Here is a 25,784-nt window from a genome sequence, read left to right on the forward strand (position 1 = left end):
TTATTTTTTGATGATTAGGGTTTAGCCCCAAGTGCGAATTGGACCACAATCCACATGCACAAATCCAGAGCGGTGATATTTACCAACACCGCCACCACGACCAGCAACCGCCGCACGTGCGATGCTGCTGACAGAACGGGATTTTAGGCGCACATCAGATGCCTGTGCTTTCAAGTGATAGCTTTTCTTAGCCACACCAGAACCCCGCGAACGTAACATATTATTGGTACGGCTGGTGCGATAACCAGATAGCAATGTGAATGGTTCATCCGTATCCAGACGGAAATGCGTTGCGGCGATAACGTCGATCAAATTTGGATCCATTTTCGCAACCGAATTTTCACGCCAGTCGCGCATGAAATAGTTGATCTCTTTCATTGCGGGTTTGATATATTGGCCGTCAATCCAGTAAATCGTATCAACCGATTCACCTGTGCGCGATGAACGCAAACGCACGCGGCGAATGTTTCCCGCGCCTTTAACATAACCAAATGTTTTTGAATAAACTGGCGCTGCCGACACCATTGCAATTCCTGCGAACGCCCCTAGCAGGCCACGCCGAGACAAATTTGAATTATCTTGCGATTCCATTTTTGTAACCTGTCCTCTTTTTTAACAGCCCTATTTTGAGCCTTTGCCGATTGCCCCCCGTGGAAATCGGATATGTTTTTATTACACAGGCCGATTCGAAATCCAAGGTAAACTTTATTTTTCAGCGATTTTTTGCTTAGATAGCAGGGGTTTAGGGGCGTTTGGTCAAATTAGTAACTTTGATCACTTTTTGTTCTAGTTGTATTTTGTAAAATCATGATTAATGCGCGAAAAATTGCCGAAAAATTGATTGGCGACAGTCTAACAATTGGTGATAAAGGGGTTATATTACGTGTATAAAACCATGGTTACGGGGACTAAAGCTTATGATTAAGATATTGAAGCCGCTCAAGGTGGCGAGTTTTGCGCTCTTTGCAATTTCGGCAAGCGCAACATTGAACGCACCGGTACAGGCACAATCATTGCTTTACCCAGGTATTCAAAACAGCGCTGCACGACTAAAAGCTGCAGATGCTGACATTGTAAAATTCTATCAAGAACGTCGTTTCAAACCGATTTGGGTAGGAAACCAAAATTCATCGCGACGCAATGCGTTTATCAAAGTGTTGCGTGATGCAGGTGATCACGGCTTGCCCGTGTCGCGTTATAATCCATCAGGATTGGCCAAAGCGTTGAAAACCGCGCGTTCGCCAGAGGATCGTGGAAATGCCGAAATTTTAGCGTCCAAAACATTTGTTCAATATGCACGCGATATTTCATCTGGTGTATTGCAACCAAGCGCAGTTGATCGCGAAATCGCGGTTCAGCCCAAAAAATATGCCGCTTATGGGTTGCTCACAAATTTTGCGAAAAGTTCACCAAAGGGATATTTGGCAAAGCTCGCGCCAAGCAATCCTGAATATGCCGCTTTGTTAAAAGAGCGTGAACGTCTGTCTAAATCCATGCGTGGTGCATCGGTTGCGGATGTGCCTTTGGCCACAATTAAACCCGGTATCAGTAGCAAAAATGTTGTGATCATGCGCCAAAAATTGGGTGCGCTTGGATACGGAAAATTGGGGAACTCTCCAACCTATGACGGGAAACTGGTTGCGGTTGTGAAAAAATTCCAATCCGATCGCGGGTTAGGGGCGGATGGTATCGTAGGCCCATCAACAATTCGTGCGATGAATTTTGGACCAAAGGCACAAATGGTTAAGGTTTTGGTAAACCTTGAACGTCAGCGTTGGTTGAATTTCCCACGTGGTGATCGCCATGTCATGGTGAACTTGCCTGATTATTCCGTGTCGTTGGTGGATAAAGGCAAGGTTTCGTTTAAATCCCGCACGGTGATTGGCCAAACCAAGAACGATTTCCGTACTCCTGAATTTTACGATTCAATGACCCATATGGTGGTAAACCCCACATGGAACGTGCCCAAATCCATCGCTGTGAAAGAGTATGTTCCAATCATCAAGCGTGACCCAGGATTTTTGGCAAAGCGTAATATGTATATGGTGAACGGAAGCGGTAAGGCCGTGCGCCCAAGCGTGGCTGAATTGTCCAAGTACAACAAAGATAACTACGGAAAATTCCCGTATTACATCAAACAAAAGCCTGATCCGCGCAACGCGCTTGGCTTGGTGAAATTTATGTTCCCAAATAAATACAATATTTATTTGCACGACACGCCATCAAAATCGCTGTTCAACAAAGAAACACGCGCGTTTAGCCACGGTTGTATCCGTGTGCACCAACCGTTTGATTTTGCTTACAAATTGCTGGAACGCCAAGAGGCAAATCCAAAGGCATCATTTGCAAATTGGTTGAATGCAAAAAAGGAACGCTTTGTGAATTTGAAAACACCAGTGCCAGTATATATCACATATCGCACGGTTTATTTCGACGGTGGTTCAAAACCAATCTATCGTAGCGATATTTATGGTCGTGACAAAAAGGTTTTCGATGCATTAACCCGCGCAGGGGTGGCAATGATCGCAGTTGAAAGCTAAACACCACATAACGGTGATAAACGGGGCGCCGATTGTGGCGCCCTTTTTTGTGAAGGGTCGGGCATGACTGAACAAACAGTTGGTGAAATTGCACAGGCATTGGGTGCCGAAGCGGTTGGTGATTTAAATATTAAAATCAGCGCAGTACAAGAGCCAGCGAAAGCAGTTTCGGGTCAACTCGCGCTTGCGATGGAGCCAAGCTACGAGGACGCATTACGCCAAGGGTCGGCAAGTGCAGCCATCGTTTGGCCAGATGCGGACTGGCAGGATATGGGGCTGTCTGCTGCAATCATTGCGCCGCGTTCGCGATATGTATTGTCTGGTGTTTCATATATATTTGAACACAAGCCTGAAATTGCCTCGGGTATCCATCCAACAGCAATCGTTGATCCAACGGCAAAGATTGGCGCAAATGCCGCCATTGGCCCGTTTTGTGTGGTTGGTGCGCGTGTGGTGATCGGGGACAACCTGCGCATGGTTGGCCATTGTACCATCGGTGAGGATGCCGTTATCGGCGACAATGCTTTGATGTATTCTGGCGTGCGCATCGGCGCGCGCGTACATATTGGACATGGATTTATTTCACAATCCAACACCGTTGTGGGTGCCGATGGGTTTTCATATGTCACACCACAGCCAGGCGCGGTGGAAGAGGCAAAAAAAACCGGAAAGATTAGCGAACATACCCGCACAGACGGATTTGCGCGGATCAATTCATTGGGCGCGGTTCATATTGGTGATAATGTGGAAATGGGTGCAAATTGCACCATTGATCGAGGCACAATCGCCAATACCACAATCGGCAATGGCACGAAATTGGATAACCTTGTTCATATTGGCCATAACGTTGTTGTTGGGCAAACCTGTTTGATCTGTGGCCAAGTTGGCATCGCAGGCAGTAGCGTGATCGGCGATCGTGTTGTTCTGGGTGGCCAAGTCGGCGTCGCGGATCACATCAATATCGGATCAGACGTTATTGCAGCAGGAAAATCAGGTATTTCATCCAATGTACCCGCTGGGCGCGTGATGATGGGCAACCCTGCGATGAAAATGGATTTGAATATCCAATCCTACACCGCATTACGCCGTTTACCACGTCTGGTTGCAAAGGTCGCAGAGCTACAAAAATCTGTTTCAAAAATACTGGAAACCAAGTAATAGGCAGACGACTAACTGCAAAGGGATCTGAAAAGATGTCTGTTCAAGATAAGATTGTCGAAATCATCGCCGAACAAGCGGTGCTAGAGCCAAGCGATGTATCGCTGTCAATGGGGATCGAGGAATTAGGGCTTGATTCAATGGGGCTGGTTGAAACCGTTTTTGCCATCGAAGAAAATTTTGATGTATCGGTGCCTTTCAACGCAAATGACCCAAGTGCATCTGATTTTGATGTATCATCTGTGCAATCAATTATCACCGCTGTCGAAGGCTTGATCGCCGCGAAATCTGCCTGATATGAAACGAGTTGTCATTACGGGGCAGGGAACGATCAATGCCTTGGGTGCGGACGTTGCACAAACAATCGACGCGATGGCAAATGCACAATGCGGCATCGGTGCGTTAGAATTTCCAAATGCAGATCGATTGTCGATTAAAATCGGCGGTCAGATTAAAAACTTTGATGCCAGCGAACGGTTCAGCCGCCAACAGCTTAATTTCTATGACCCATTCACACAATTTGCGTTGATCGCAGCGGAACAAGCCATTTCACAATCTGGTTTGGTTTTTGATGGTGAATTGGCCGAATTTTCAGGCGTGATTTTGGGAACTGCGGGTGGCGGTCTTCAAACGCAAGATGAAAATTATCGTTCCGTTTACGAAGATGGTAAAAACCGCGTGCACCCGTTTGTGGTGCCACGTTTAATGAATAATTCCGCCGTATCTCATGTTTCCATGACGCATGGGTTAAAGGGGCCGTGTTTTACGGTTTCAACAGCCTGTGCATCATCAAATCATGCGATGGGTCAGGCATTTCAAATGGTGCAATCGGGCGCGGCCAAGGCAATGATCACAGGTGGTAGCGAAAGCATGTTATGCTTTGGCGGGATCAAGGCGTGGGAAGGGTTGCGCGTGATGTCAAACACCGGATGCCGCCCATTCTGCGCAAGCCGTGATGGCATGGTGCAGGGCGAAGGTGCTGCCGTATTTGTATTCGAGGAATACGAACATGCCCGTGCACGCGGTGCAGAAATACTGGCCGAAGTTGCTGGGTTCGCCATGAGCTCGGACGCAAGCGATATCGTCATGCCAAGCGTGGGTGGTGCGCGGCGTGCTATTCAAGGTGCGTTAAACAGTGCGGGGTTAAACCCCACCGATATTGGTTATATCAACGCCCATGGCACTGGCACGGCGGCGAATGATAAAACCGAATGCGCCGCGATCAAAGATGCGTTGGGCGATCATGCATATGATGTGATGGTGTCATCAACTAAATCCATGCATGGGCATCTTATTGGTGGCACTGGCGCGGTTGAAATGTTGGCCTGTATTGCCGCGATCAAAGATGGTGTTATCGCCCCAACGATTAACCTGGCCGAGGCAGATCCAGAATGCGATCTGGATTTTGTGGCCAATGAGGCGCGACAAAAATCAGTTGATGTTGCGATAAGCAATGCATTTGCATTTGGCGGGTTGAACGCGGTAATCGCATTGCGCAAAATATAAAGCCCGCACAATTTGCGCGGGCTTTAAAAATGCGGTTTTAATAAAACTTATTTTGGTGCGATTGCATCCCATGCGGCGGTGATACCTGTCAAAGATACAGCCAATGGAATTGGTTTATCCGGTGCGCCAACAGATGTGATTGTCATCACGGCATTGGCACCTTTTTTCAAAGCATCCAATTCGCTGTTGGGCAGGCCAAAGCGTGAAATACAGCCAGATTTTTCACACCAGCTATATTCATAATTGCGAACCTTGCCAGAATCGATGCGCATTTTCGCACCTGATGGCAACAAGGTGCCAAGTGGTGTGATGAATGTGACGCCGGCAACGGCTTGGCTGCCTTTTGGCAATGCAACAACGTTGAATTCCGCAACGCTATTGCCATCGCTGTCTTTCAACAGTTGGTACAGGCTACATGCGTCCGCTTCGTCACCTTTGATACAGCGCACTTGCCAATCGCCATGGGTTTCGCGAATGAATTCCTGGCCCAGTTGCACTTCGCCATCATCATCGGATGCAACAGGGAATGTTTCGTTTTGCGCTGGCGCTGCCTCAGATTCGGCAGGTGCTTCTGTTGGTGTGGCTGGCGCCTCTGTGGCAGGTGTTTCGGTTGTGGGCGTTTCGGTTTCATCCGATTGCGCCATCGCCAAAGACGATGCAGTCATACCCAATGCCAAAGTGATTGAACATACAGTCAGTTTCATTTGTAATTCTCGCTGCTCTATTTAATTTCGCTGGTTTTTAACGTTATTTGATGGGCTTGTCAGGTAAAATTTCCATCAGGCAAATTTGATCGCCAAACGGGCAAGATTATGCTGAATTTGTTGGGGTAAACAAAAAAGGTACGCCCGTTGGCGTACCTTTTCTAGCTTTTTAAGCTTTCTCCCCTGTCGGACTGGCCGAACATTGGCTAATGCATACGCCATTCAAACGATTTCGTCAACAAATCTTACGTTAAACCGCCCAAAAATATACGTTTTTTGTGATTGAAACCTAGCGTTGGACACGCAACATGCCTATGTTCACGTTACGAACACAAGGGGATGAATATGTCGCAGTCAGATCGCATTTTTATTGGTGGTGGTGGTGCCGAATATGGCGAACCGCAAAACCTGATTTTGAAATACGCCAATCGTCACGGTATGATTGCAGGCGCAACAGGCACAGGTAAAACCGTGACCTTACAAATTTTGGCTGAAAGTTTTTCCAGCCAAGGCGTGCCCGTGTTCTTATCCGATGTGAAGGGTGATTTATCTGGTCTTGCAAAATCAGGCTCGCCAGAGGCGAAGTTGCATGATGCATTCATGAAACGCGCCGCCACGATTAAATTTGACGATTATGATTATTCCGATTTTCCCGTAACATTCTGGGATATGTTTGGCGAACAGGGGCATCCTGTGCGCACCACGGTTTCCGAGATGGGGCCATTGTTGTTATCCCGTCTGATGGAACTGACAGAGGCGCAAGAGGGCGTGATGAATATCGCGTTTCGCGTGGCCGATGAACAGGACATGTTGTTGCTGGATCTAAAAGATTTGCAAGCAATGTTGGTTTGGCTTGGCGAAAATTCTAGCGAGATCGCTTTGCGCTATGGTTCTGTTTCCACTGCATCCATTGGCGCAATTCAGCGCCGTTTGCTGGTTTTGGAAAACCAAGGCGCGACACAGTTTTTTGGCGAACCTGCGTTAAACCTAGAGGATTTGATGCAAACCACGCCAGGTGGGCAGGGGCGTATTAATATTCTGGCGGCGGATAAATTGATGCAATCGCCGCGTCTTTATGCGACTTTCTTGCTCTGGATGTTGTCCGAATTATTTGAAACCCTGCCAGAGGTTGGTGATCCAGATAAACCCAAACTGGTGTTTTTCTTTGACGAGGCGCATTTGTTATTCGACGATGCGCCAAAGGCATTGTTGAACAAGGTCGAACAGGTTGCGCGGTTGATCCGATCCAAAGGTGTCGGTGTTTATTTCGTGTCGCAAAACCCAGCCGATATACCAGAGGATATTTTGGGACAGCTTGGTAACCGCGTGCAACACGCATTGCGCGCATTCACGCCCAAGGATCAAAAAGCATTGCGCATGGCGGCGGATACATTCCGCACCAATCCCGATTTTGATACAGCCGATGCGATCAAAGAGGTGGGTGTTGGCGAGGCTTTGGTTTCCACATTGGAAAAAAAGGGAATGCCATCCATCGTCCAACGCACATTGATCCGCCCGCCCAGTTCGCAACTTGGCCCGATAACATCTGATGAACGTGCCGCCGTTATCGCGCAATCGCCCGTGGCGGGGTTGTACGAAGCGGCGCTTGATCGTGAATCTGCGTTTGAAATCCTCTCTAAACGATCCGCAGAGGCAGCAGAAGCAGCCGCCAAGGCCGAAGCAGAAGAAGAGCGTTTAGAGGCCAAAGAAAAAGAGCTAAAGCTCGCGCGTAAATTTGACGGTTATACAACCAAGAAAACAACGCGATCCACACGTTCATCACGATCAGACAGTCTTGGAACAACCTTGGCAAAAACCATGATTAAACAATTGGGTACGCAATCTGGGCAAAAAATGATCCGTGGTATTTTGGGTGGCCTGTTCAAAGGCAGATAAAGGAAGAGTGGGAGATCAACTGATTTCCCATTTGCCATCAACCCGTCGAACTTGTTGCCAATTTTTCATCTTTGATCGAAACCAAGTGCGCTGACGTTTGGCGTATTGGCGGGTTTGCACCTTTGCCAATTCAATTGCCGCGTCTAAATCCATGTCGCCATTGATATGCGCGATCAATTCTTTTGCACCAATTGCTTGGCAAGATGGCAATGTTTCATCCCAGCCATTGTTCATTACAGCGCGACATTCATCCAACGCACCCATATCCACCATCATATCAAAACGCCGATCAATTCGATCATTCAGCCATTCTTTATCACTGACAAGGTTGAGTGGGACCGTTTGATCAAGGGGGAGCAATGGTGGCGGTGTTTCATCCTGCCATTGTGCCAAACCTTTGCCTGTTGCGCGTAATACCTCCCATGCGCGTTGGGTGCGCGCAGGATTTAAAATGTCTATTTTTGAATATGTTAGTGGGTCACCTTCACGTAGCTGATCCGCAAAAATCCCCAACCCATATTTTGCGCCCAATGCGTTTGCCTCGGTGCGGATTTCTGCGGGAATATCGGGGATATTGGTCAACCCCATGGTCAGGGCCATAAAATACAATCCTGTACCGCCCAGAATGATCGGGCGTAATCCATTGGATCTGGCATGTGCAATTTGATCGCTCACCTCGCGAAGCCAATGCCCCACGGAATAGTCTTGTGCTAAGCCGACATGCCCATACATAAAATGGGGACAGGCGGCCAATTCATCGCCTATCGGGCGTGCGGTGAGGATTTGCCAATCTGCATAAACTTGTAATGCATCGGCATTAATGATGCACCCTTGAAATTCCCGTGCAATTTCAATGCCTAGCGCGGATTTCCCGCTTGCGGTTGGGCCTGCGATCAACACGGGTAAATCATTTTGCAAAACACGCGATAGCATATTTGGTTTCCTTGGCGAGCGGGCAAGAAGGTGCCGAAGATCACTGTCTATTAAATTTCAATCACATTTGCCATTGCAAGAAACTGGAATTTCAGACATTTTGCGCAAAGATAACGAAGGAGACGCAGATGTCGAATGAAACGGGCGATTCAACGCCAAAATTTAAACGTGTTCTGCTGAAAATCTCCGGAGAGGCCCTGATGGGCGACCAAGCATTTGGTCTGCATCCCCCAACCGTTGAACGTATCGCAAAAGAGCTAAAATCCGTCCATGACGAGGGAATCGAGCTTTGCGTTGTGATTGGTGGTGGCAATATTTTTCGCGGGCTTTCAGGGTCTGCACAGGGGATGGAGCGCACAACCGCCGATTATATGGGGATGTTAGCGACCGTTATGAACGCGCTGGCCATGCAGGGCGCCTTGGAGGCGTTAGGTGTACATACACGCGTGATTTCCGCCATTCCAATGGATCAAGTTTGCGAGCCATACATCCGCCGTCGCGCCGTGCGTCATTTGGAAAAGAAACGTATTTGCATTTTTGCGGCGGGAACAGGGAACCCATATTTCACCACAGATACCGCCGCGACATTGCGTGCAACTGAAATGTCCTGTGAGGGCATTTTCAAAGGCACACAGGTTGATGGGATTTACGACAAAGATCCAAAGACCAACCCAGACGCCGTTCGCTATGATCGCGTGACATATGACGAAGTGTTGCAAAAGAACCTGAAAGTTATGGATGCATCCGCAATTGCATTGGCGCGTGACAATAATCTGCCTATTGTGGTGTTCTCGTTAGAGCAAAAGGGTGGTATGACTGGCATTCTGCGCGGCGAGGGCACATATACCGTCGTGGAAAACGGTTAAGAATATCGAACAAGGAATCTGATTATGGCTGATATTGAAATTGACACCGCCGATCTGGAGCGCCGCATGGAAGGTGCAATGGTTGCGTTGAAAAACGAATTTGCCAGTTTGCGTACTGGGCGCGCGTCTGCGTCGATCTTGGATCCTGTTTTGGTTGATGCGTATGGATCAAACATGCCGTTAAACCAATGTGGCACGGTGAATGTTCCAGAACCGCGCATGATCACGGTGACTGTTTGGGACAAAGGCCTGGTTGGCGCCGTTGAAAAAGCCATTCGTAATTCGGGCATCGGGATTAACCCCGTCGTTGATGGTATGGTTTTACGCCTGCCAATCCCTGAATTAAACGAGGAACGCCGTGCGGAACTTGCCAAAGTTGCGGGTCAATACGGTGAAAACGCCAAAGTCGCCGTGCGCAATGTGCGCAAAGACGGCATGGATCAGGTGAAAAAAGGCAAAGCAGACGGCATGAGCGAAGATGATCAGAAATTCTGGTCCGATGAAATTCAATCGCTGACAGATGCCGCGATCAAAAAGGTTGACGACGCAATCGAACACAAACAACAGGAAATTATGCAGGTATAGAACCCTGTGAATTTGTAACACGCAGAATGTCCGAAGTATCAGAAAACTTGCATTTGGCCATCATCATGGATGGCAACGGTCGCTGGGCGACCGCACGGGGATTCGAGCGGTTAAAGGGACATAAACGTGGTGTTGAACGTGTTCGCGAAGTGGTCGAAGCTTGTCCCGATTTAGGTGTCAGCCATCTAACACTTTTTGCATTTTCCACCGAAAATTGGAAACGATCAGAAAAAGAAGTGAATGGACTGATGGCGCTGTTTCGCCGTTACATCCGTTCAGAAGCGGCTCGCCTGTTCAAAGAGGGCGTGCGTGTGCGTTTCATCGGGCGCCGTGGCGAGCTTGATAGCCGACTACAAGATTTGATGGCAGGGCTAGAGGCGCAAACCGCCGAAAATTCCCGTCTGCATATGACCGTTGCGATAAATTACGGTGGCCGCGATGAAATTGTTCGCGCATCGCAAAAGGTTGCGGGAATGGTTGCCGCGGGACAGATTGAACCGCATGACATCACCGAAGATTTGATTTCTGCACAAATGGATACTGCCGAAATTTGTGATCCTGATTTGGTGTTGCGCACATCAGGTGAATTTCGCACATCAAACTTTCTGCCTTGGCAATCGGTTTATGCGGAATATGTATTCGAAGAATCTGCATGGCCAGATTTTACGGTTGAATTACTGGCACAAACTTTGGCTGAATTTCGCAATCGTGACCGTCGCTTTGGTGCGGTTGGCACGAAATGAACAATCCCGCGCAATTTTCTGATCTTGGAACTCGTCTGGCCTCTGCCGTTGTGATGACCGTGATTGGTGGTTTTGCAATTGTGCAAGGCGGGATGTGGTTTCAGGCGCTTGGGATTTTAATCGGTGGATTGATGGCATGGGAAACATTGCGCATGCACGGCGCATCGACAATGTACACCATTGTTGGAGCAGTCGTTTTTGCATTTGCACTGGGTCTGAATGTGTTGGCGCCAAGTGTAATTTTTGCCTTTGCTGCATTGGTTTTGGTGGCGTTATTGTCGCTTGGTGTTTCCAAATCTCGTCTGACAACAGGCGTTGCATTGGTGTTTATCCTGATCGCATGTGCGGCATTGGTGCAATTGCGCCAAGGATCGATGACGAACCTATTGTTTCTGGCGGGTTGTGTGATTGCATCTGATATTGGCGGGTATTTTGCAGGGCGCATAATTGGCGGGCCAAAATTTTGGCCAGCGGTCAGCCCGAAAAAAACTTGGTCTGGTACAATTGGTGGATGGGTTTTGGCGGCGATTGTTGGGCTGTTATTTGTCCTGTTCGCACAGTTTGGCGTAAAATACATCCTGTTTGGCGTGATCCTTGCCATGGCGGCACAGGCTGGTGATTTGGCGGAATCTTGGATGAAACGTTGCGCCGAAATCAAAGATAGCTCTAATTTGATCCCCGGTCATGGCGGTTTGCTGGATCGATTTGACGGGTTTATGGGTGCTGCGGTTTTGACGGGCTTGGTATTGCTTGCCACAGGAAACTGGGGATAACCCATGCGAAGCGTTTCAATTTTTGGCGCCACCGGATCAATCGGGCAAACCACGCTTGATGTGATTTCACAACAAGCAGATGATATTGAAATCAAGGTTCTGACAGGTAACGGCAACGTTGCCTTGCTGGCCAAACAGGCACAACAGTTCAAACCAAAAACAGTTGTGATCGCCGATGAATCCAAGCATGCCCAATTGCAACAATTATTGTCCGGCTTGGATATTTCGGTTCAGGCGGGCAGGGATGCAATATTGCAAGCTGCACGCATTGATGTGGATTGGGTCATGTCCGCCGTGGTTGGATTTGCCGGGTTTGAAATCAGCCTGATAGCAGCGCAACATTGCAAAACATTGGCGCTAGCTAACAAAGAAAGCCTTGTCTGCGGTGGCCCATTGTTACGCAAAACCTGTGATGAACACGCCACCAACCTGTTGCCCGTGGACAGCGAACATTCCGCAATTTTGCAATGTTTAAATGGCGAAAATTTGAACACTGTTGAACGCGTGATAATCACCGCATCGGGCGGCCCGTTTCGCAAATACACTCTGAAAGAGATGCGCGATGTGGATGCATCACAAGCCGCAGCACATCCCAACTGGTCGATGGGACAGCGCATATCAATTGACAGCGCATCGATGTTTAACAAAGCGATGGAAGTTATTGAAGCAAAAGAATTATTTGATCTGTCCAATGATCAGATAGAGGTCTTGGTGCATCCACAATCCATCGTTCATTCCATCGTTGGATTTAACGATGGGAATATGATCGCACAATTGGGCCCGGCGAATATGGCGGGTGCGATTGGATATGCGCTGAACTGGCCAGAACGCGCAGTTTTGGATCAACCACGCTTGTCAGCCAAAGATCTGGTTTCACTAGATTTTAGTGAATTGGATGATAAACGGTTTCCTGCTGTATCCTTGGCGCGACGCGCGATTGACATGGGCGGATTATCTGGTGCTGTGTTTAATGCGGCCAAGGAACAGGCGTTGGACTTATTTTTGGCACAAAGAATTGGTTTTCTGGATATGGCTACGCTTGTTGAACGGGCGTTGGATCATTACATGTTGTCTGACTGGTCGCGAGAAATGTCGCTTGCGAATATTCAGTTTGCCGATGAAACCACGCGCGAATTTGTGCAAAATTGCTTAACCGAGGATGTTGCCTGATGTTTGAAATGATTGAATCTATTCCCGTTTTTGGCAATGGTTTGTTGGTTGTTGTGGCGATGGTGATCGTGCTTGGCACGGTCGTGTCCATTCACGAATACGGCCATTACATCGTTGGGCGCTGGTGTGGCATTGATGCAGATGTGTTTTCCATTGGTTTTGGCAAGGTGATTTATTCACGTTACGACAAACGCGGCACGAAATGGCAGGTGGCTGCAATCCCGTTGGGCGGATATGTGAAATTTCGCGGCGATTTGGATGCGGCGAGCACGCAGGGCAAGGAAAACTTGGCCAATTTATCACCCGAAGACGCGGCGCGAAGCTTTCCAACCGCTCCACTTTATAAACGTGCACTGACGGTTATGGCTGGGCCAGTTTTCAACTTTATCCTCTCAATTGTGATTTTCACGGGGCTTGGGCTTTATTCTGGTCAGGCTGTGGATGATATGACTCTGGGTAAGGTAATCGCGCCCAAAGGTACCCAATACGAAATCCGCGAGGGCGATAAAATCATCGCGGTGGACGGCGTTGAAATGAACAGCTTTTTGGAAATGGCAGAATGGGCCGCCAATGCAGAGGCTAATAAAAACACGATTTACACCGTGGAACGGGACAATGACATCATAGATGTTACGGGGCCGTTTCCAGCACCCGCATATGCCGCGGCAATCATGCCTGTTTCCGCAGCATCAAGTTCGGATTTGCGTGCCGGCGATTTTATCGTGTCTTTGGCAAATCAAGAGGTGAACTCTTTTCGCCAACTGGTAGAGGTAGTTAAAACTGTGGGCGAGGGTGAAATCCCAATTACCGTTTTGCGCGACGGCGAACGCATGACCGTGCCCATTCGCCCACGCGAACAAGTTTATGAAAATGCTGATGGCGAAATTGAAACACGTATTTTGCTTGGCATTTCGGGGGGCAATGCATTTGAACCCGCGATTGTGCCCGTTGGTTTTGGTAAGGCATTGTCCAATGGCGTATCACGCACGTGGTCTGTGATTTCAGGCTCCATTCGTGGCATAAAATTGATGTTTCAGGGCGCGATTAGTCCCAAGAACCTACAAGGTCCTGTGGGTATTGCGCATATGTCCAGTGACGTAGCAAAATCGGGCTGGATCAGTTTGATTGCATTGATTGGGATTATTTCCACCGCAATTGGGTTTTTAAACCTAATGCCGTTGCCTGTGTTGGATGGTGGTCATTTGGTGCAATTCGCGTATCAAGCGGTGGTTGGCAAACCGATGAATGAACGCGTGGTGCGCTATGCCACGGTGGTCAGCTTGTCATTGTTGCTGACCTTGATGTTGTATTCCACATCCAATGATTTGGTGCGCTGGTTTCAATAGCAAAATCTGGCTTTAACTTTGATCTGAATTATCGTAGTTTACCTCAAAAATATACTTGGGGACGACGATGAGCAGTACCAAACGATTGAGCGCCGCTGGGCGTATGGCCGCGCAACTTACGTTTGTTGGCGTATTATCCGCAACAACTGGGCTGATTTCACAGCCCCATGTGGCACAAGCACAATCCATTTCATATCAATCGGTAGAGGTGCGCGGCAACGCGCGCATCGCATCAAGCACGATTTTGTCCATCGCGGCGGTTGAACTGGGTGTTGTGACATCGCCAGCCAAAATTAACTCTGCCGTGCAGCGGTTATATCAAACGGGTTTCTTTGAGGCCGTCGATATCGACGTTCAAGGTTCAAATCTGGTGATTAATGTGGTTGAAAACCCAACCATCAACCGGGTGAGCATTGAAGGCAACCGACGCTTGAAAGACGACATTTTATTGGGTTTGATTGAATCATCTTCACGCCAAACATATTCACCAACCCGCGCTGAATCCGATACACAAAAAATTGCAGAAGCCTACGCAGCATCTGGTCGTGTCGCGACACAAATCACACCCAAGGTTATCAAGCGTTCGCAAAACCGCGTTGATCTGGTATTTCAAGTGGTTGAAGGAAGCATTTCAGAAATCGAAAGCGTCAGCTTTGTCGGTAACCGCAACTATTCCGATCGCCGTTTGCGCAGCGTGATTGAATCCAAACGCGCCGGCATTTTCCGTGCACTTTCAAAACGTGATACATTCGTTGCAGACCGCATCGAATTTGACAAACAAAAGCTGACGGAATTTTATCTAAATAACGGGTATATCGATTTCGAAGTACTGGGTGCATCCAGTGATCTTACTCGTTCACAAGACAGCTTTGGTGTCACATTTAATGTCCGCGAAGGACAGCAATATAACTATGGCGAAGTAACAATCGTTAGCAACGAACCCGATGTTGATGCCGCAGATTTTCAAAACCTGCAAAAAATCAAAAACGGGCGGCGCTATGATCCGCGAAAATTGAATGATCTAATTGATAATATCGAAGTTCGTGCGAACCGCTTGAATTATCCATTCTTGGTGGCGCGCCCTAATATTAGCCGCAATGATGATACGCGCACTCTTGATATTGAAATTAGTTTGGAACGTGGCCAGCGCGCATTCATCGAACGTATCGATATTGAAGGCAATTCAATTACACTGGACAAGGTGATCCGCCGCGAATTCAAAGTTGCCGAAGGTGATCCATTCAATCAACGCGCCATTCAACAGGCTGCTGATCGTGTTCGCGCACTTGATTATTTCGAAGAAGTAAACGTCGAAGCCCGCGAAGGGTCCGCAGCAGGGCGCGCGGTCATTGATGTGAACGTCAAAGAAAAAACCACTGGTTCGCTTGGGTTTGGCGTTGGGTATAACTCGTCCAATGGCCCGGTTGGTAATGTTGAAATTTCACAACGCAATTTCTTGGGCCGTGGGCAAAGTGTGCGTTTTGGGATTTCCACATCGGGCGAGGCCAAAGATTTCCAACTTGCCTTTACAGAGCCTCAATTCCTGGATCGCGATTTGGCGGTTGGGTTCGATTTAAGCGGGCGCACAACGTCATCGTCTTATCTACCTGTGGATTTTGAAACCATTCAATTTTCACCACGCGTATCTTTCCCAACAGGCGAAGACGGGCGGTTTACGATTTACTATAAATTGGCACGATCAGAAGTGTTACGCCAAGAAACCGATGATTCAACCGATGATATGCCGCTTTACGAGGATGCATCTGCGATCACGTTGGCGGATGTCGATGATGGCGCGGTTATGACCAGCTCGATCGGGTTCGGGTATAAAATTGATAAACGTGATTCAATTATATCGCCTACGTCGGGTTACACATTGTCATTTGACCAAGAATTTGCGGGGCTTGGTGGCGATGTTAGCTTTTCCAAAACATCAGCAAACTTCAAAATGTTCCGCTCATTTTTCAACGACAATGTTGTTGTGACTGCTGAACTGGAAGGTGGATATTTACACAATATAGATCGCGGTTCACGCATCACCAATCGTTTCTTCTTGGGTGGAGATCAATTGCGCGGCTTTGAAGATTATGGGATTGGCCCACGGGACGCATCAACAGGTGATCCTGTTGGCGGCAACACATATGCGGTTGCACGCCTTGAGGCAAGTTTCCCAATTGGTTTGCCAGAAGAATACGGCATTTATGGCGGTCTGTTTTATGACATCGGCTCTGTTTGGGGTATTGATGACACCTTTGGTTCAGACCTCAATGGCGAAGATAGTAGTGCGATTATCCGCTCTGCGGTTGGGTTCTCTATTTTCTGGGATACGGCAATTGGGCCATTGCGTTTCAATTTCGCCAAACCATTGAAAAAACAAGCGTATGATGAAACTGAAACCTTCCGATTTACGGTTGATACGCGGTTCTAATGGGCGTTTCGCGGCTGATTGCATCTGGAATTTTAGCGCTTGAATTTGGCATTGCGGGATATGTTTTTCCCGCAACTGCTCAAACGTATCCCGTGTACAAAGAACCAACAGTCGCATCAATTGACCAAGAACGCTTGTTTGCGGAATCCGATTTTGGAAAACAAGCATTGCAAGAAATCGAAACGGTTTCGCGGGAACTCAGCCTTGAAAATCGCCAAATCGAAGCAGAGCTTACCGCCGAAGAAAAAGAACTGGCTGAATTACGTAAAACCGAATTGCCAGAAGTTTTTAAACAAAAGGCCGCTGATTTTGATCGTCGTGTGAAACAAATTCGCGCCGAACAAGATCAAAAATTTGCCAATATTCGCGCTTCGTTGGATGCCGCACGCCAAACATTTAACACCAAGGCCACTCCAATTTTACAACAATTGATGGTGGACACAGGGATCATTTTTATCTTGGACAACAGCGCAATTTTGATTGGACAGCCTGATGGCGATATCACCGATCAAGCCATCGCACGTATCAATCAAGAATTCGAACAATAATTGACCGCTCGCTTGAACAGGTTCGACAGAGTTGTTAGGCAGTAAAAAGAAAAGAAAAAGGGACAAATTCATGGCCGAAAATCAAACCGATGGCGAACTGCATCACGCGGATATTCAAGACATCAAACGGATGATTCCGCACCGCTATCCATTTTTGTTGATTGATGCTGTGCGCGATATGAAACTGGGCGAAAGTGCCGTTGGGATCAAGAACGTAACCATGAACGAACCTCATTTTCAGGGCCATTTTCCTGAACGCCCCGTCATGCCTGGGGTTACGATTGTCGAGGCGATGGCACAAACCGCGGCGGTTTTGGTGGTGAAAACGCTGGATATGATCGACAATGACATGTTGGTGTATTTCCTGACCATTGATAAATGCAAATTCCGTCACGTTGTATCACCACCCGATCAATTGGAATTGCATGTCAAAGTGGTGCGCGGCCGTGGTAAGCTGTGGAAATTTTATGGCGAAGGCAAGGTGAATGGCAAAGTCGTGGCCGAAGCAGAATTTCAGGCCATGATGGTCCCCCCGGAAGAGGCTTAACAAAAATGGCAATTGACCCTAGCGCAAAAATCCATCCCAGCGCGGTCATCGCAGATGGCGCAACCATTGGTGCAAACGCAACCATTGGCCCGTTTTGCGTCGTCGGTGAAGAAGTAACATTGGCAAATGACGTCGAATTAAAATCCCATGTGGTTGTTGAAGGTTGGACAGATGTGGGCGAGGGAACGGTAATTTTCCCATTCGCATCAATCGGTCATATTCCACAGGATCTTAAATTTGGTGGCGAGCGCACAAAATTGGAAATCGGTGCGCGCAATCGTATTCGTGAACATGTCACAATGAACCCTGGCACCACCGGTGGCGGTGGTTTGACCAAGGTCGGTGATGATGGGCTTTATATGATGTCGGTGCATGTTGGGCATGACTGTATCGTTGGCAACAACGTGATTTTGGCGAATAATGCGTCGCTTGGTGGGCATTGTATTATCGAGGATAACGTTGTGATCGGCGCCCTTGCGGGTGTGCATCAATTCTGTCGCGTTGGGCGCGGTGCCATGATTGGCGGATTGGCCGCTGTGGTGGCTGATGTTATTCCGTTTGGCACGGTTATGGGTGATCGCGCGGATTTGCACGGCCTTAACTTAACGGGTCTGAAACGACGCGGTGTCAGCCGTGCAGAAATTTCAGGTCTTCGCGCTGCATTCAAAGAACTTTTTGCAACTGGCGGAAGCTTGAAAGAACGCGCAGCTGTGATGCAAGGCGAAACAGATAACCCATGGGTGAAAGAGGTAGTTGATTTCATCCTCTCGGAATCTAGCCGCTCAATCTCTACCGTGAACCACGGATAGCGTCATGATGGCCGCGCAACAAAACGGGCTTGCTATAATCGCAGGGCGCGGCGATTTACCAAAATTATTGGCCGAGGAATGTGCGCGGCGCAACGAACCCTATCTGGTGATTGGGTTTGGGAATGCTGCGTTAAAATGGGCCGTGGATCACCCGTTTGAAACAGCCCAATTTGAAAAGGCTGGCGCGTTATTTGACACCATTCGCAATGCAGGTTGCACCCGCGTTGTCTTTGCAGGTAGCATGTCACGGCCCAGTTTGAACCCGTTAAAATACGACTGGAAATTTACCAAACTTGCACCGCGATTGCTTAAATCACTTGGCGCTGGCGACGATGAAACTTTGCGTACAATTGCAAGTGTATTTAACGAAGAAGGTTTTGAAATTATCGGTGCGGATAGCATTTTGGAAAACCTTGTTGCAAAACGTGGCATTCCGTCCAAACGTCAGCCCAGCGAAATTGATCGAACCGATGCCAATCGTGCCCGTGAGATTGTAACGCAACTTGGCCAAGTTGACGTCGGGCAGGGGTGTGTTGTGGCAAACGGGATATGCTTGGCACTTGAAACCATCCAAGGCACAGATGCCATGCTGGATTTTGTTGCACAAACTGCGGCACCTTATCGGCACAATGCGGATGCTGGTGTGTTATTCAAGGCGCCTAAACCGCATCAGGATCGTCGCATTGATTTTCCCGCAATTGGCACCGACACAATCCACGCAGCACATCGTGCTGGTCTGAATGGCGTGGTTGTGCCCGATGGTGGGGCGCTTATCATTGATTTGCAAGAAACCGTTAAAATCGCCGATGAATTGAATCTTTTCCTTTGGATACAGGGTGGCGATGAATAAACCGTTAAACCTGTTCATTCTCGCGGGCGAGGCATCAGGCGACAAACTTGGTGGTGCCTTGATGCAGGGGCTAAACACGCTTTATGACGGCGACATCACTTATCGCGGTGTTGGCGGTGATCAGATGATCGCCAATGGTTTGCCCACCCTGTTTGATATGTCCGACCTTTCCGTCATGGGGTTGGTTGAAATTTTACCCAAAATCCCAAAACTATTATCGCGGGTAAAAACCACAGCGCGCGCCGCAATCGCCCAAAAACCCGATGCGATCATCACAATCGACAGCCCAGATTTTTGTTTCCGCGTTGTCGCAAAGGTTAAAGAAACCTATCCAGACATTCCCGTAATTCATTACGTTGCACCATCTGTTTGGGCTTGGCGCCCTGAACGTGCTCAAAAAATGGCGCGATATGTCGATCATGTTCTTGCATTATTGCCATTCGAACCCCCGTATATGATTGATGCGGGTATGACTTGTGATTTCGTCGGGCATCCCGCGGCATTTGACCCGCCCTTGGATGCGGCGGCCCTTGGCGCGATGAAGCAACAATTGGGATTGGAAGGTCCGGTTATCACGCTATTACCTGGGTCGCGGGCTGGTGAAATCAAACGGATGATGCCAATTTTTCGCCAAGTTGCTAAAAATATCTCTGCAAAACACCCCGATACAAATTTTCTGCTCCCCGTTGCACGCCCCGTTGTCAAACAGGTGCAACGCGCCGTGGCCAATTGGGCACTTCCGGTAAAGCTATTGTTGCCACAAGCCGATGCATCTGCGACCGAAGCTCGTAAAAACGCAGCATATGCCATCAGCGATGTTGCCCTTGCCACATCTGGCACGGTTGCATTGGAATTAGCTGCGCAAAACTGTCCGATGGTCGTGGCATATCGCGCCAATTGGGCAACAACGCGAATGGTTAAAAAACTCGCTCAAATTGATACAGCAAACCTTGTAAATATCGTCACGCAAAGCCGTGTCATTCCCGAATTCCTTTTCGAAAAATGCACAGCAGCACAATTAACCCCCGCGATAATGGCGCTTTTGGATGACAAAGCGGCACTTGGCGCACAGGAAAACGCGCTGCAAGATACTATGAAAGCATTGGGGCGCGGTGATCCAGACATGAAACTGGCCGCCGCGCGATCTGTGTTGAACAAGTTGGGCAAATAAATGGTGTTCAAAGGAAATCTGGATATTGATCCGCGTGGCATGATTTATGAATCATTTCGCATTGAAAATATCACAATCGAAGAATGCCGCGTCATTTTCCTTGATTGGGCTATGTTCGCCCCTGCGGGTGATATGTCTGAACAGCTTTCGCAATTTATCACGGAATATGGTGACGCTTATGCCGAACACCCAATGATGACAGTCATCAAAGAAGGTTTGGAAAAAACACCTCAAAAACGCCGCCGTGGTGGTCGAATGGGGCGGCGCAATTCCTAGCGCCACGCCCATCTCCATTTTGTCTAAATATCCAAATCAACAGCGCGTCAAAACGTAACGACGGTAAGATTAGTTCAACGCTGCCAAAATACGCACCCAGCTTCGGATACCCTTGTGAAATGATCGCAGGTCATATTTTTCATTGGGTGAATGAATGCTGTCATCATCTTGGGCAAACCCGATCAGCATGGATTGAGTGCCGATGATGTCTTGAAAATGCCCCGCAATCGGGATGGAGCCGCCACAGCCAACAAACACGCCTTCATTTTCCCATTCATCAGATAATGCACCGCGTGCCTGTTCAAATGCGGGGTGATCGATTGCCATGCTTGATGCGCCAGAATTGCCATGTCCGTGAAATTCCACGCTGCAATCTTCGGGCAGAAAACTTTCAATATGTGCGCGAAAGGCATCGCGAATTTTGACAGGGTCTTGTTGCCCGACTAAACGAAAGCTTACCTTTGCGCTGGCTTGTGCGGGCAGGACGGTTTTGAAACCTTCGCCTGTGTATCCACCCCAAATGCCGTTCACCTCGGCTGTTGGGCGCGACCATAACATTTCCAAAACGCTGCGACCATTTTCGCCAGCAGGTTTGGATAAACCAACATCACCCAAAAAACGTGCCTCGTCAAAATCAAGGTTTTTCCATTGTTCGGCGATCTGCGCGGGCAATTCTGGAACACCGTCATAAAAACCATCGAGCGTTACGCGCCCCGTATCATCATGCAACGCGCCAAGTGCGCGGGTTAACACACGAATTGGATTGATGGACGGGCCGCCATACATGCCTGAATGCAAATCTTTGCTTGGGCCCTTGATGGTGATTTGTTCACCAACCAAACCACGCAACATGGTGACGATGGATGGTGTGTTGGGTTCCACCATGCCTGTGTCACAAATCAATGCGACGTCGGATTTTAGCTCTGCGGCGTTTTCCTTCATGAATGGCACCAATGATGGTGAACCGCTTTCTTCTTCGCCTTCGAAAAAGATCGACACATTTGTTGGCAATGATCCTGTTGCGGCTTTCCAAGCGCGACAAGCCTCGACAAATGTCATTAACTGGCCTTTGTCATCGGATGAACCGCGCCCGCGAATAACCTTGCCATTTGGGGTATCTTCAACGCGCGCATCAAAGGGCGGATTATCCCACAATTCCAACGGATCAACGGGTTGCACATCGTAATGGCCGTAAAACATCACATGTGTTCCATCGGTTTTATCGTTATGTGCAATCACCATCGGATGCCCAGGTGTTTCGCGTTTGCTGGCTTCAAAACCAATGGATTTCAAATCATCCACCAACCAATCCGCGGCGCGATTACATTCAGCGGCATAGGCTGGATCGGTTGAAATGCTTTCAATTTTAAGCAATTCGATCAAGCGGGCGAGCGCGTTGTCTTGATCGGCATCAACATGCGCAAGAACTTTATCCAAAGACATTTTTTTGGCCTTTCTGGGTAAAACCGTTAAACTGGATTACGGGCATAACACACCCTGTAGATCAAAATGAAAAGACCAAAATGAAAATAGTTTCGATGATTTCTGCGTTGTTCGTCTGCTTGGCACATAATGGCTATGCCAATGATATTGCATTGCAATTCCCGCTTGATTGCACGCTGGGTCAGGATTGTTTTGTACAACAATTCATGGATCATGATGATACGAATGACGCACGTGATTTTACCTGTGGCCATGCCACATATGATGGGCACAAGGGTACGGATTTTCGGATCAAGGATTTGGCCGCAATGAAACGCGGGGTGCCCGTCTTGGCGGTGGCTGATGGTCAGATCGTAGCACTTCGCGATGATATGGCGGATCAACTATGGACGACACCCGAACAAAAGGCTGCGATCAAGGGGCGCGAATGTGGTAATGGCTTGGTTATTCAACACGCCAATGGATACCAATCGCAATATTGCCATATGCGATTGAACAGTATCACCGTCGCCAACAAGGATATGGTCAAGGCGGGTGATATTTTGGGCATGGTGGGCGCATCGGGTAACACGCAATTTCCACATCTTCATATCACCATGCGCAAAGCGCGCCGCGTGATTGATCCGTTTTTCATTGATGAAAATGAAAGCTGTGCATTTGATCCCGACAATACATTATGGAATGACGATTTTCTGGATCAGTTTAACCCTCAAATCACTCAAATTTTTGCAACAGGATTTGCGCCAAATGTGGTCGAAATCAAAGATGTGCAAGACGCGCGTTTTACCAATTTTACGCCCCAAGCAGATGATCCCGCCTTGGTTGCATATGCAACCGCAATTAACATGAAGAAGGGCGATGTCTTTCACATCAAATTTATTGGCCCCAATGGTGTGATTGCAAATACGAAAACTGATCCGCTGGATCGGGCGAAATCGCGTTATTTGCGTTTTGCGGGCAAAAAGAAACCCGATGGCGGTTGGCCATCGGGCGAATATAATGCGGTTTTCACCGTTTTGCGTAATGATAAGGTGATCGAAATCGAAATGATAAAGACGCAAATACGCTAACTCATCCGCGATAAATCCAGCCACCACCAAAAATGCGCGTACCATCGGCGTCGTAAAACACACATGCTTGGCCCGGTGCGACACCTTCTTCGGCTGCGATCAATTCAACGGTTGCGGTTGTTGGCCCCGTTGGGCGAATAATTGCATCACGCGGCGCACGCGTTGAACGCACACGCACGGCGACAGTGCGTTCAGATACCGCATCGAACGGCTCATCGCCCAGCCAGTTAACCTCGCGAATTGGAAATGTGGTGGTGGCGAGCGCGGATTTTGGCCCGACAATCACATGGCGTTTGTCCGCATCCAGTTTTACTACATATAACGGTTCACGCCCACCAATACCCAACCCGCGGCGTTGGCCGACGGTGTAATTGATAATGCCCTTGTGTTCGCCCAATACTGACCCATCCAGATGCACAATTTCACCTGGGCTGGCTGCCTCTGGGCGCAGCTTTTCGATAACGGCGGCATATGATCCGTTTGGCACGAAACATATGTCTTGGCTATCTGGTTTATCCGCCACGGGCAGGCCGAATTTTTTCGCTAATTCACGCGTTTCCGCCTTGGATTTCAAATGTCCCAGCGGAAAGCGTAGGTAATCCAATTGATCCTGCGTTGTGGAAAATAGGAAATAGCTTTGATCGCGATCGCCATCGGCGGCCTTGTGCAATTCCGCTTTTTGATCACCCATAAAGCGTTGGATATAATGACCCGTTGCCATGCAATCGGCATCCAAATCCTTGGCCGTTTCCAACAGGTCGCGAAATTTTACGCGCTCGTTACAGCGGATACAGGGCACAGGCGTTGCACCAGCCAAATAACTGTCTGCAAATTCATCAATTACCGCGTCTTTGAATTTATTTTCGTAATCCAAAACGTAATGGGGGAAATCCATTTCCTCGGCCACGCGGCGCGCATCGTGAATATCGCGCCCCGCACAACAGGCACCTTTTTTGGCCAATGCCGCACCGTGATCGTATAATTGTAAGGTGACGCCAACAACGTCATAGCCTTCTGATTTTAGCTGCGCTGCCACAACCGAACTATCCACGCCGCCCGACATTGCGACAAGCACGCGTGTATCTGCTGGGTCTTTGGCAAAGCCCATGGAATTTAGTTTTTGTGGTGTATCTAGCGCCATCACGGCCTCCTAATACGCAGCAATATAATAAAACCTTAGACACTAACAAGGTTCAGTTTCACGCCTGCTTAACCTTCCACTGCAAAAAAGACCATGCGGTAACAAGGAAGTGTTAATGTTTACGAAAAAAGAAATCGGCCCGATCGAGGTGTCTTTGCCCGATGGCAGTAAACTCAATCGTTCCGATCTTCCAGCAAAAGATACAAAACGTTGGGTGGCGCGATTGAAATTGGTGATCGTACAGGCGGTTGTGCATGGATTGATAACCCATGAAGAGGCATGCGAAATCTATGCGCTTTCATCAGAAGAGCTTGAATCATGGATACTATTGTCAGAAAAAGATGGTTCTATCGCCCTAAAGGCGACCGCATTAAAGGAATATCGCCATTAGCGGGTTGTGTCTACACATATTTGTTAATATTCTTAAGGTTGAGTAACCAATGATTAACCATTTTTCTCGATGTTGTGTGGAATTGGTTTACTAGGACTTGGAGAAGTTACGAATGCGAATACTTTTGGTAGAGGACGATCCAACAACGTCCAAAAGCATCGAATTGATGCTGACCCATGCAAACTTCAATGTGTATGCAACGGATATGGGCGAAGAGGGCATCGATCTGGCCAAACTTTATGATTACGACATCATTTTGCTAGATATCAATTTGCCCGACATGAATGGACATGAAGTGCTACGCCAATTGCGTGTGGCAAAGGTAAATACGCCGATTTTGATCTTGTCTGGCAATGATGGTGCCGAAGACAAAGTCAAAGGATTTGGTTCTGGTGCTGATGATTATCTGACCAAACCGTTCCACCGCGAAGAATTGGTCGCGCGTATCCACGCAATCGTGCGCCGATCAAAGGGACACGCGCAATCTAAAATTGAAACGGGTGATCTCACCGTGAATTTGGATGCGAAAACTGTTGATGTGCATGGTGAACCGGTACATTTGACGGGCAAAGAATATCAAATGTTGGAATTGCTGTCTCTGCGCAAGGGAACAACATTAACCAAAGAAATGTTTTTGAACCACCTTTATGGTGGCATGGATGAACCCGAATTGAAAATCATTGATGTTTTCATTTGTAAGCTACGTAAAAAATTGTCAGAGGCTACAAATGGCGCAAATTACATCGAAACGGTGTGGGGGCGTGGCTATGTATTGCGTGACCCGCGTGAAACCCAAACGGGTGAACCGATGGTTGCCAGCGCATAACGCGGTTCGCATTTCACTGGACGCATCACATAAATCAACGTAATTTCTGCGCAAGAATTCTTGC

26 protein-coding genes are annotated in these 25,784 nt (G+C 48.3%); 21 read left to right on the plus strand and 5 right to left on the minus strand.

Annotated elements, in window-relative coordinates; all coding sequences use genetic code 11:
• Window positions 1–21 precede the first annotated feature (21 nt).
• Entirely contained in the window at window positions 22–591 is a 570-nt protein-coding gene (gene mepK / locus BFP76_RS09775) for a peptidoglycan L,D-endopeptidase MepK (RefSeq protein WP_099593177.1), read from the minus strand.
• Window positions 592–917: 326 nt separating this feature from the next.
• Here mepK and BFP76_RS09780 point away from each other — a divergent pair, with 326 nt between their 5' ends.
• From BFP76_RS09780 to BFP76_RS09795, 4 genes are all read left to right on the plus strand, one after another.
• Window positions 918–2,540 carry a L,D-transpeptidase family protein gene (locus tag BFP76_RS09780; RefSeq protein WP_099593179.1) on the plus strand — a complete coding sequence of 541 codons (1,623 nt, stop codon included), beginning with the start codon at window positions 918–920 and terminating at the stop codon, window positions 2,538–2,540.
• Window positions 2,541–2,603: 63 nt separating this feature from the next.
• On the plus strand, window positions 2,604–3,698 hold the full coding sequence (gene lpxD, locus BFP76_RS09785) for a UDP-3-O-(3-hydroxymyristoyl)glucosamine N-acyltransferase (RefSeq protein ID WP_099593181.1): 1,095 nt from the start codon (window positions 2,604–2,606) through the stop codon (window positions 3,696–3,698).
• A gap of 35 nt (window positions 3,699–3,733) precedes the next feature.
• Window positions 3,734–3,994 (plus strand): acyl carrier protein, encoded by a 261-nt coding sequence (locus BFP76_RS09790; RefSeq protein WP_099593182.1) that lies wholly within the window; start codon window positions 3,734–3,736, stop codon window positions 3,992–3,994.
• A gap of 1 nt (window position 3,995) precedes the next feature.
• A complete protein-coding gene (locus tag BFP76_RS09795) occupies window positions 3,996–5,204 on the plus strand; it encodes a beta-ketoacyl-[acyl-carrier-protein] synthase family protein (RefSeq protein WP_099593184.1) in 1,209 nt (402 codons plus the stop codon).
• 47 nt (window positions 5,205–5,251) lie between these two features.
• On the opposite strand, the gene BFP76_RS09800 is transcribed toward BFP76_RS09795, so the two are convergent.
• Window positions 5,252–5,908 carry an invasion associated locus B family protein gene (locus tag BFP76_RS09800; protein ID WP_099593186.1) on the minus strand — a complete coding sequence of 219 codons (657 nt, stop codon included), beginning with the start codon at window positions 5,906–5,908 and terminating at the stop codon, window positions 5,252–5,254.
• Window positions 5,909–6,253: 345 nt separating this feature from the next.
• Between BFP76_RS09800 and BFP76_RS09805 the strand changes: the two genes are divergently transcribed.
• Window positions 6,254–7,804: a helicase HerA-like domain-containing protein gene (locus BFP76_RS09805; protein WP_099593188.1), complete on the plus strand. Its 1,551-nt coding sequence runs from the start codon at window positions 6,254–6,256 to the stop codon at window positions 7,802–7,804.
• 15 nt (window positions 7,805–7,819) lie between these two features.
• On the opposite strand, the gene miaA is transcribed toward BFP76_RS09805, so the two are convergent.
• Complete coding sequence (gene miaA, locus BFP76_RS09810; RefSeq protein WP_099593190.1) at window positions 7,820–8,737, minus strand: tRNA (adenosine(37)-N6)-dimethylallyltransferase MiaA; 918 nt, start codon at window positions 8,735–8,737, stop codon at window positions 7,820–7,822.
• A 128-nt stretch (window positions 8,738–8,865) separates the two neighbouring features.
• Between miaA and pyrH the strand changes: the two genes are divergently transcribed.
• The 13 genes from pyrH (at window position 8,866) to BFP76_RS09875 (ending at window position 20,849) form a co-directional block, all read left to right on the plus strand.
• Entirely contained in the window at window positions 8,866–9,603 is a 738-nt protein-coding gene (gene pyrH, locus BFP76_RS09815) for a UMP kinase (RefSeq protein ID WP_099593192.1), read from the plus strand.
• 24 nt (window positions 9,604–9,627) lie between these two features.
• The gene (frr, locus tag BFP76_RS09820; protein WP_420818666.1) at window positions 9,628–10,188 is read left to right on the plus strand and encodes a ribosome recycling factor; all 561 of its coding nucleotides are present in this window, start codon (window positions 9,628–9,630) and stop codon (window positions 10,186–10,188) included.
• A gap of 26 nt (window positions 10,189–10,214) precedes the next feature.
• A complete protein-coding gene (gene uppS, locus BFP76_RS09825; RefSeq protein WP_099593196.1) occupies window positions 10,215–10,931 on the plus strand; it encodes a polyprenyl diphosphate synthase in 717 nt (238 codons plus the stop codon).
• A complete protein-coding gene (locus BFP76_RS09830; RefSeq protein ID WP_099593198.1) occupies window positions 10,928–11,704 on the plus strand; it encodes a phosphatidate cytidylyltransferase in 777 nt (258 codons plus the stop codon). The genes uppS and BFP76_RS09830 overlap by 4 nt, the downstream gene beginning before the upstream one ends.
• A gap of 3 nt (window positions 11,705–11,707) precedes the next feature.
• A complete protein-coding gene (gene dxr, locus BFP76_RS09835; RefSeq protein ID WP_099593200.1) occupies window positions 11,708–12,874 on the plus strand; it encodes a 1-deoxy-D-xylulose-5-phosphate reductoisomerase in 1,167 nt (388 codons plus the stop codon).
• Window positions 12,874–14,220: an RIP metalloprotease RseP gene (gene rseP, locus BFP76_RS09840; protein ID WP_099593202.1), complete on the plus strand. Its 1,347-nt coding sequence runs from the start codon at window positions 12,874–12,876 to the stop codon at window positions 14,218–14,220. The genes dxr and rseP overlap by 1 nt, the downstream gene beginning before the upstream one ends.
• Before the next feature lie 67 nt (window positions 14,221–14,287).
• Window positions 14,288–16,648: an outer membrane protein assembly factor BamA gene (gene bamA / locus BFP76_RS09845; RefSeq protein WP_099593204.1), complete on the plus strand. Its 2,361-nt coding sequence runs from the start codon at window positions 14,288–14,290 to the stop codon at window positions 16,646–16,648.
• Window positions 16,648–17,196 (plus strand): OmpH/Skp family outer membrane protein, encoded by a 549-nt coding sequence (locus BFP76_RS09850; protein ID WP_099593206.1) that lies wholly within the window; start codon window positions 16,648–16,650, stop codon window positions 17,194–17,196. The genes bamA and BFP76_RS09850 overlap by 1 nt, the downstream gene beginning before the upstream one ends.
• A 70-nt stretch (window positions 17,197–17,266) precedes the next feature.
• Window positions 17,267–17,743, plus strand: coding sequence for a 3-hydroxyacyl-ACP dehydratase FabZ (gene fabZ / locus BFP76_RS09855; RefSeq protein WP_099593208.1), 477 nt, complete (start codon window positions 17,267–17,269; stop codon window positions 17,741–17,743).
• Window positions 17,744–17,748: 5 nt separating this feature from the next.
• Entirely contained in the window at window positions 17,749–18,552 is an 804-nt protein-coding gene (lpxA, locus tag BFP76_RS09860) for an acyl-ACP--UDP-N-acetylglucosamine O-acyltransferase (RefSeq protein WP_099593210.1), read from the plus strand.
• Window positions 18,553–18,556: 4 nt separating this feature from the next.
• Complete coding sequence (locus tag BFP76_RS09865; RefSeq protein ID WP_099593211.1) at window positions 18,557–19,402, plus strand: LpxI family protein; 846 nt, start codon at window positions 18,557–18,559, stop codon at window positions 19,400–19,402.
• Window positions 19,395–20,573 carry a lipid-A-disaccharide synthase gene (gene lpxB / locus BFP76_RS09870; RefSeq protein WP_099593213.1) on the plus strand — a complete coding sequence of 393 codons (1,179 nt, stop codon included), beginning with the start codon at window positions 19,395–19,397 and terminating at the stop codon, window positions 20,571–20,573. Before BFP76_RS09865 ends, lpxB begins: the two co-directional genes overlap by 8 nt.
• Window positions 20,574–20,849, plus strand: coding sequence for a hypothetical protein (locus BFP76_RS09875; protein WP_099593215.1), 276 nt, complete (start codon window positions 20,574–20,576; stop codon window positions 20,847–20,849).
• Between the two features lie 69 nt (window positions 20,850–20,918).
• On the opposite strand, the gene BFP76_RS09880 is transcribed toward BFP76_RS09875, so the two are convergent.
• The gene (locus BFP76_RS09880; protein WP_099593217.1) at window positions 20,919–22,292 is read right to left on the minus strand and encodes a M20/M25/M40 family metallo-hydrolase; all 1,374 of its coding nucleotides are present in this window, start codon (window positions 22,290–22,292) and stop codon (window positions 20,919–20,921) included.
• Window positions 22,293–22,372: 80 nt separating this feature from the next.
• Here BFP76_RS09880 and BFP76_RS09885 point away from each other — a divergent pair, with 80 nt between their 5' ends.
• A complete protein-coding gene (locus tag BFP76_RS09885) occupies window positions 22,373–23,362 on the plus strand; it encodes a M23 family metallopeptidase (protein ID WP_099593219.1) in 990 nt (329 codons plus the stop codon).
• A gap of 1 nt (window position 23,363) precedes the next feature.
• Here BFP76_RS09885 and mnmA read toward each other — a convergent pair whose 3' ends face one another.
• Window positions 23,364–24,503, minus strand: coding sequence for a tRNA 2-thiouridine(34) synthase MnmA (gene mnmA / locus BFP76_RS09890; protein WP_099593221.1), 1,140 nt, complete (start codon window positions 24,501–24,503; stop codon window positions 23,364–23,366).
• A gap of 115 nt (window positions 24,504–24,618) precedes the next feature.
• On the opposite strand from mnmA, the gene sciP reads away from it, so the two are divergent.
• Both sciP and ctrA read left to right on the plus strand, forming a co-directional pair.
• Window positions 24,619–24,894, plus strand: coding sequence for a CtrA inhibitor SciP (sciP, locus tag BFP76_RS09895; protein ID WP_099593223.1), 276 nt, complete (start codon window positions 24,619–24,621; stop codon window positions 24,892–24,894).
• 112 nt (window positions 24,895–25,006) lie between these two features.
• On the plus strand, window positions 25,007–25,720 hold the full coding sequence (gene ctrA / locus BFP76_RS09900; RefSeq protein WP_099593225.1) for a response regulator transcription factor CtrA: 714 nt from the start codon (window positions 25,007–25,009) through the stop codon (window positions 25,718–25,720).
• Window positions 25,721–25,784 lie beyond the last annotated feature (64 nt).

The sequence above is a fragment of the Paramylibacter kogurei genome, from assembly GCF_002742285.1.
Lineage (GTDB): Bacteria > Pseudomonadota > Alphaproteobacteria > Rhodobacterales > Rhodobacteraceae > Amylibacter > Amylibacter kogurei.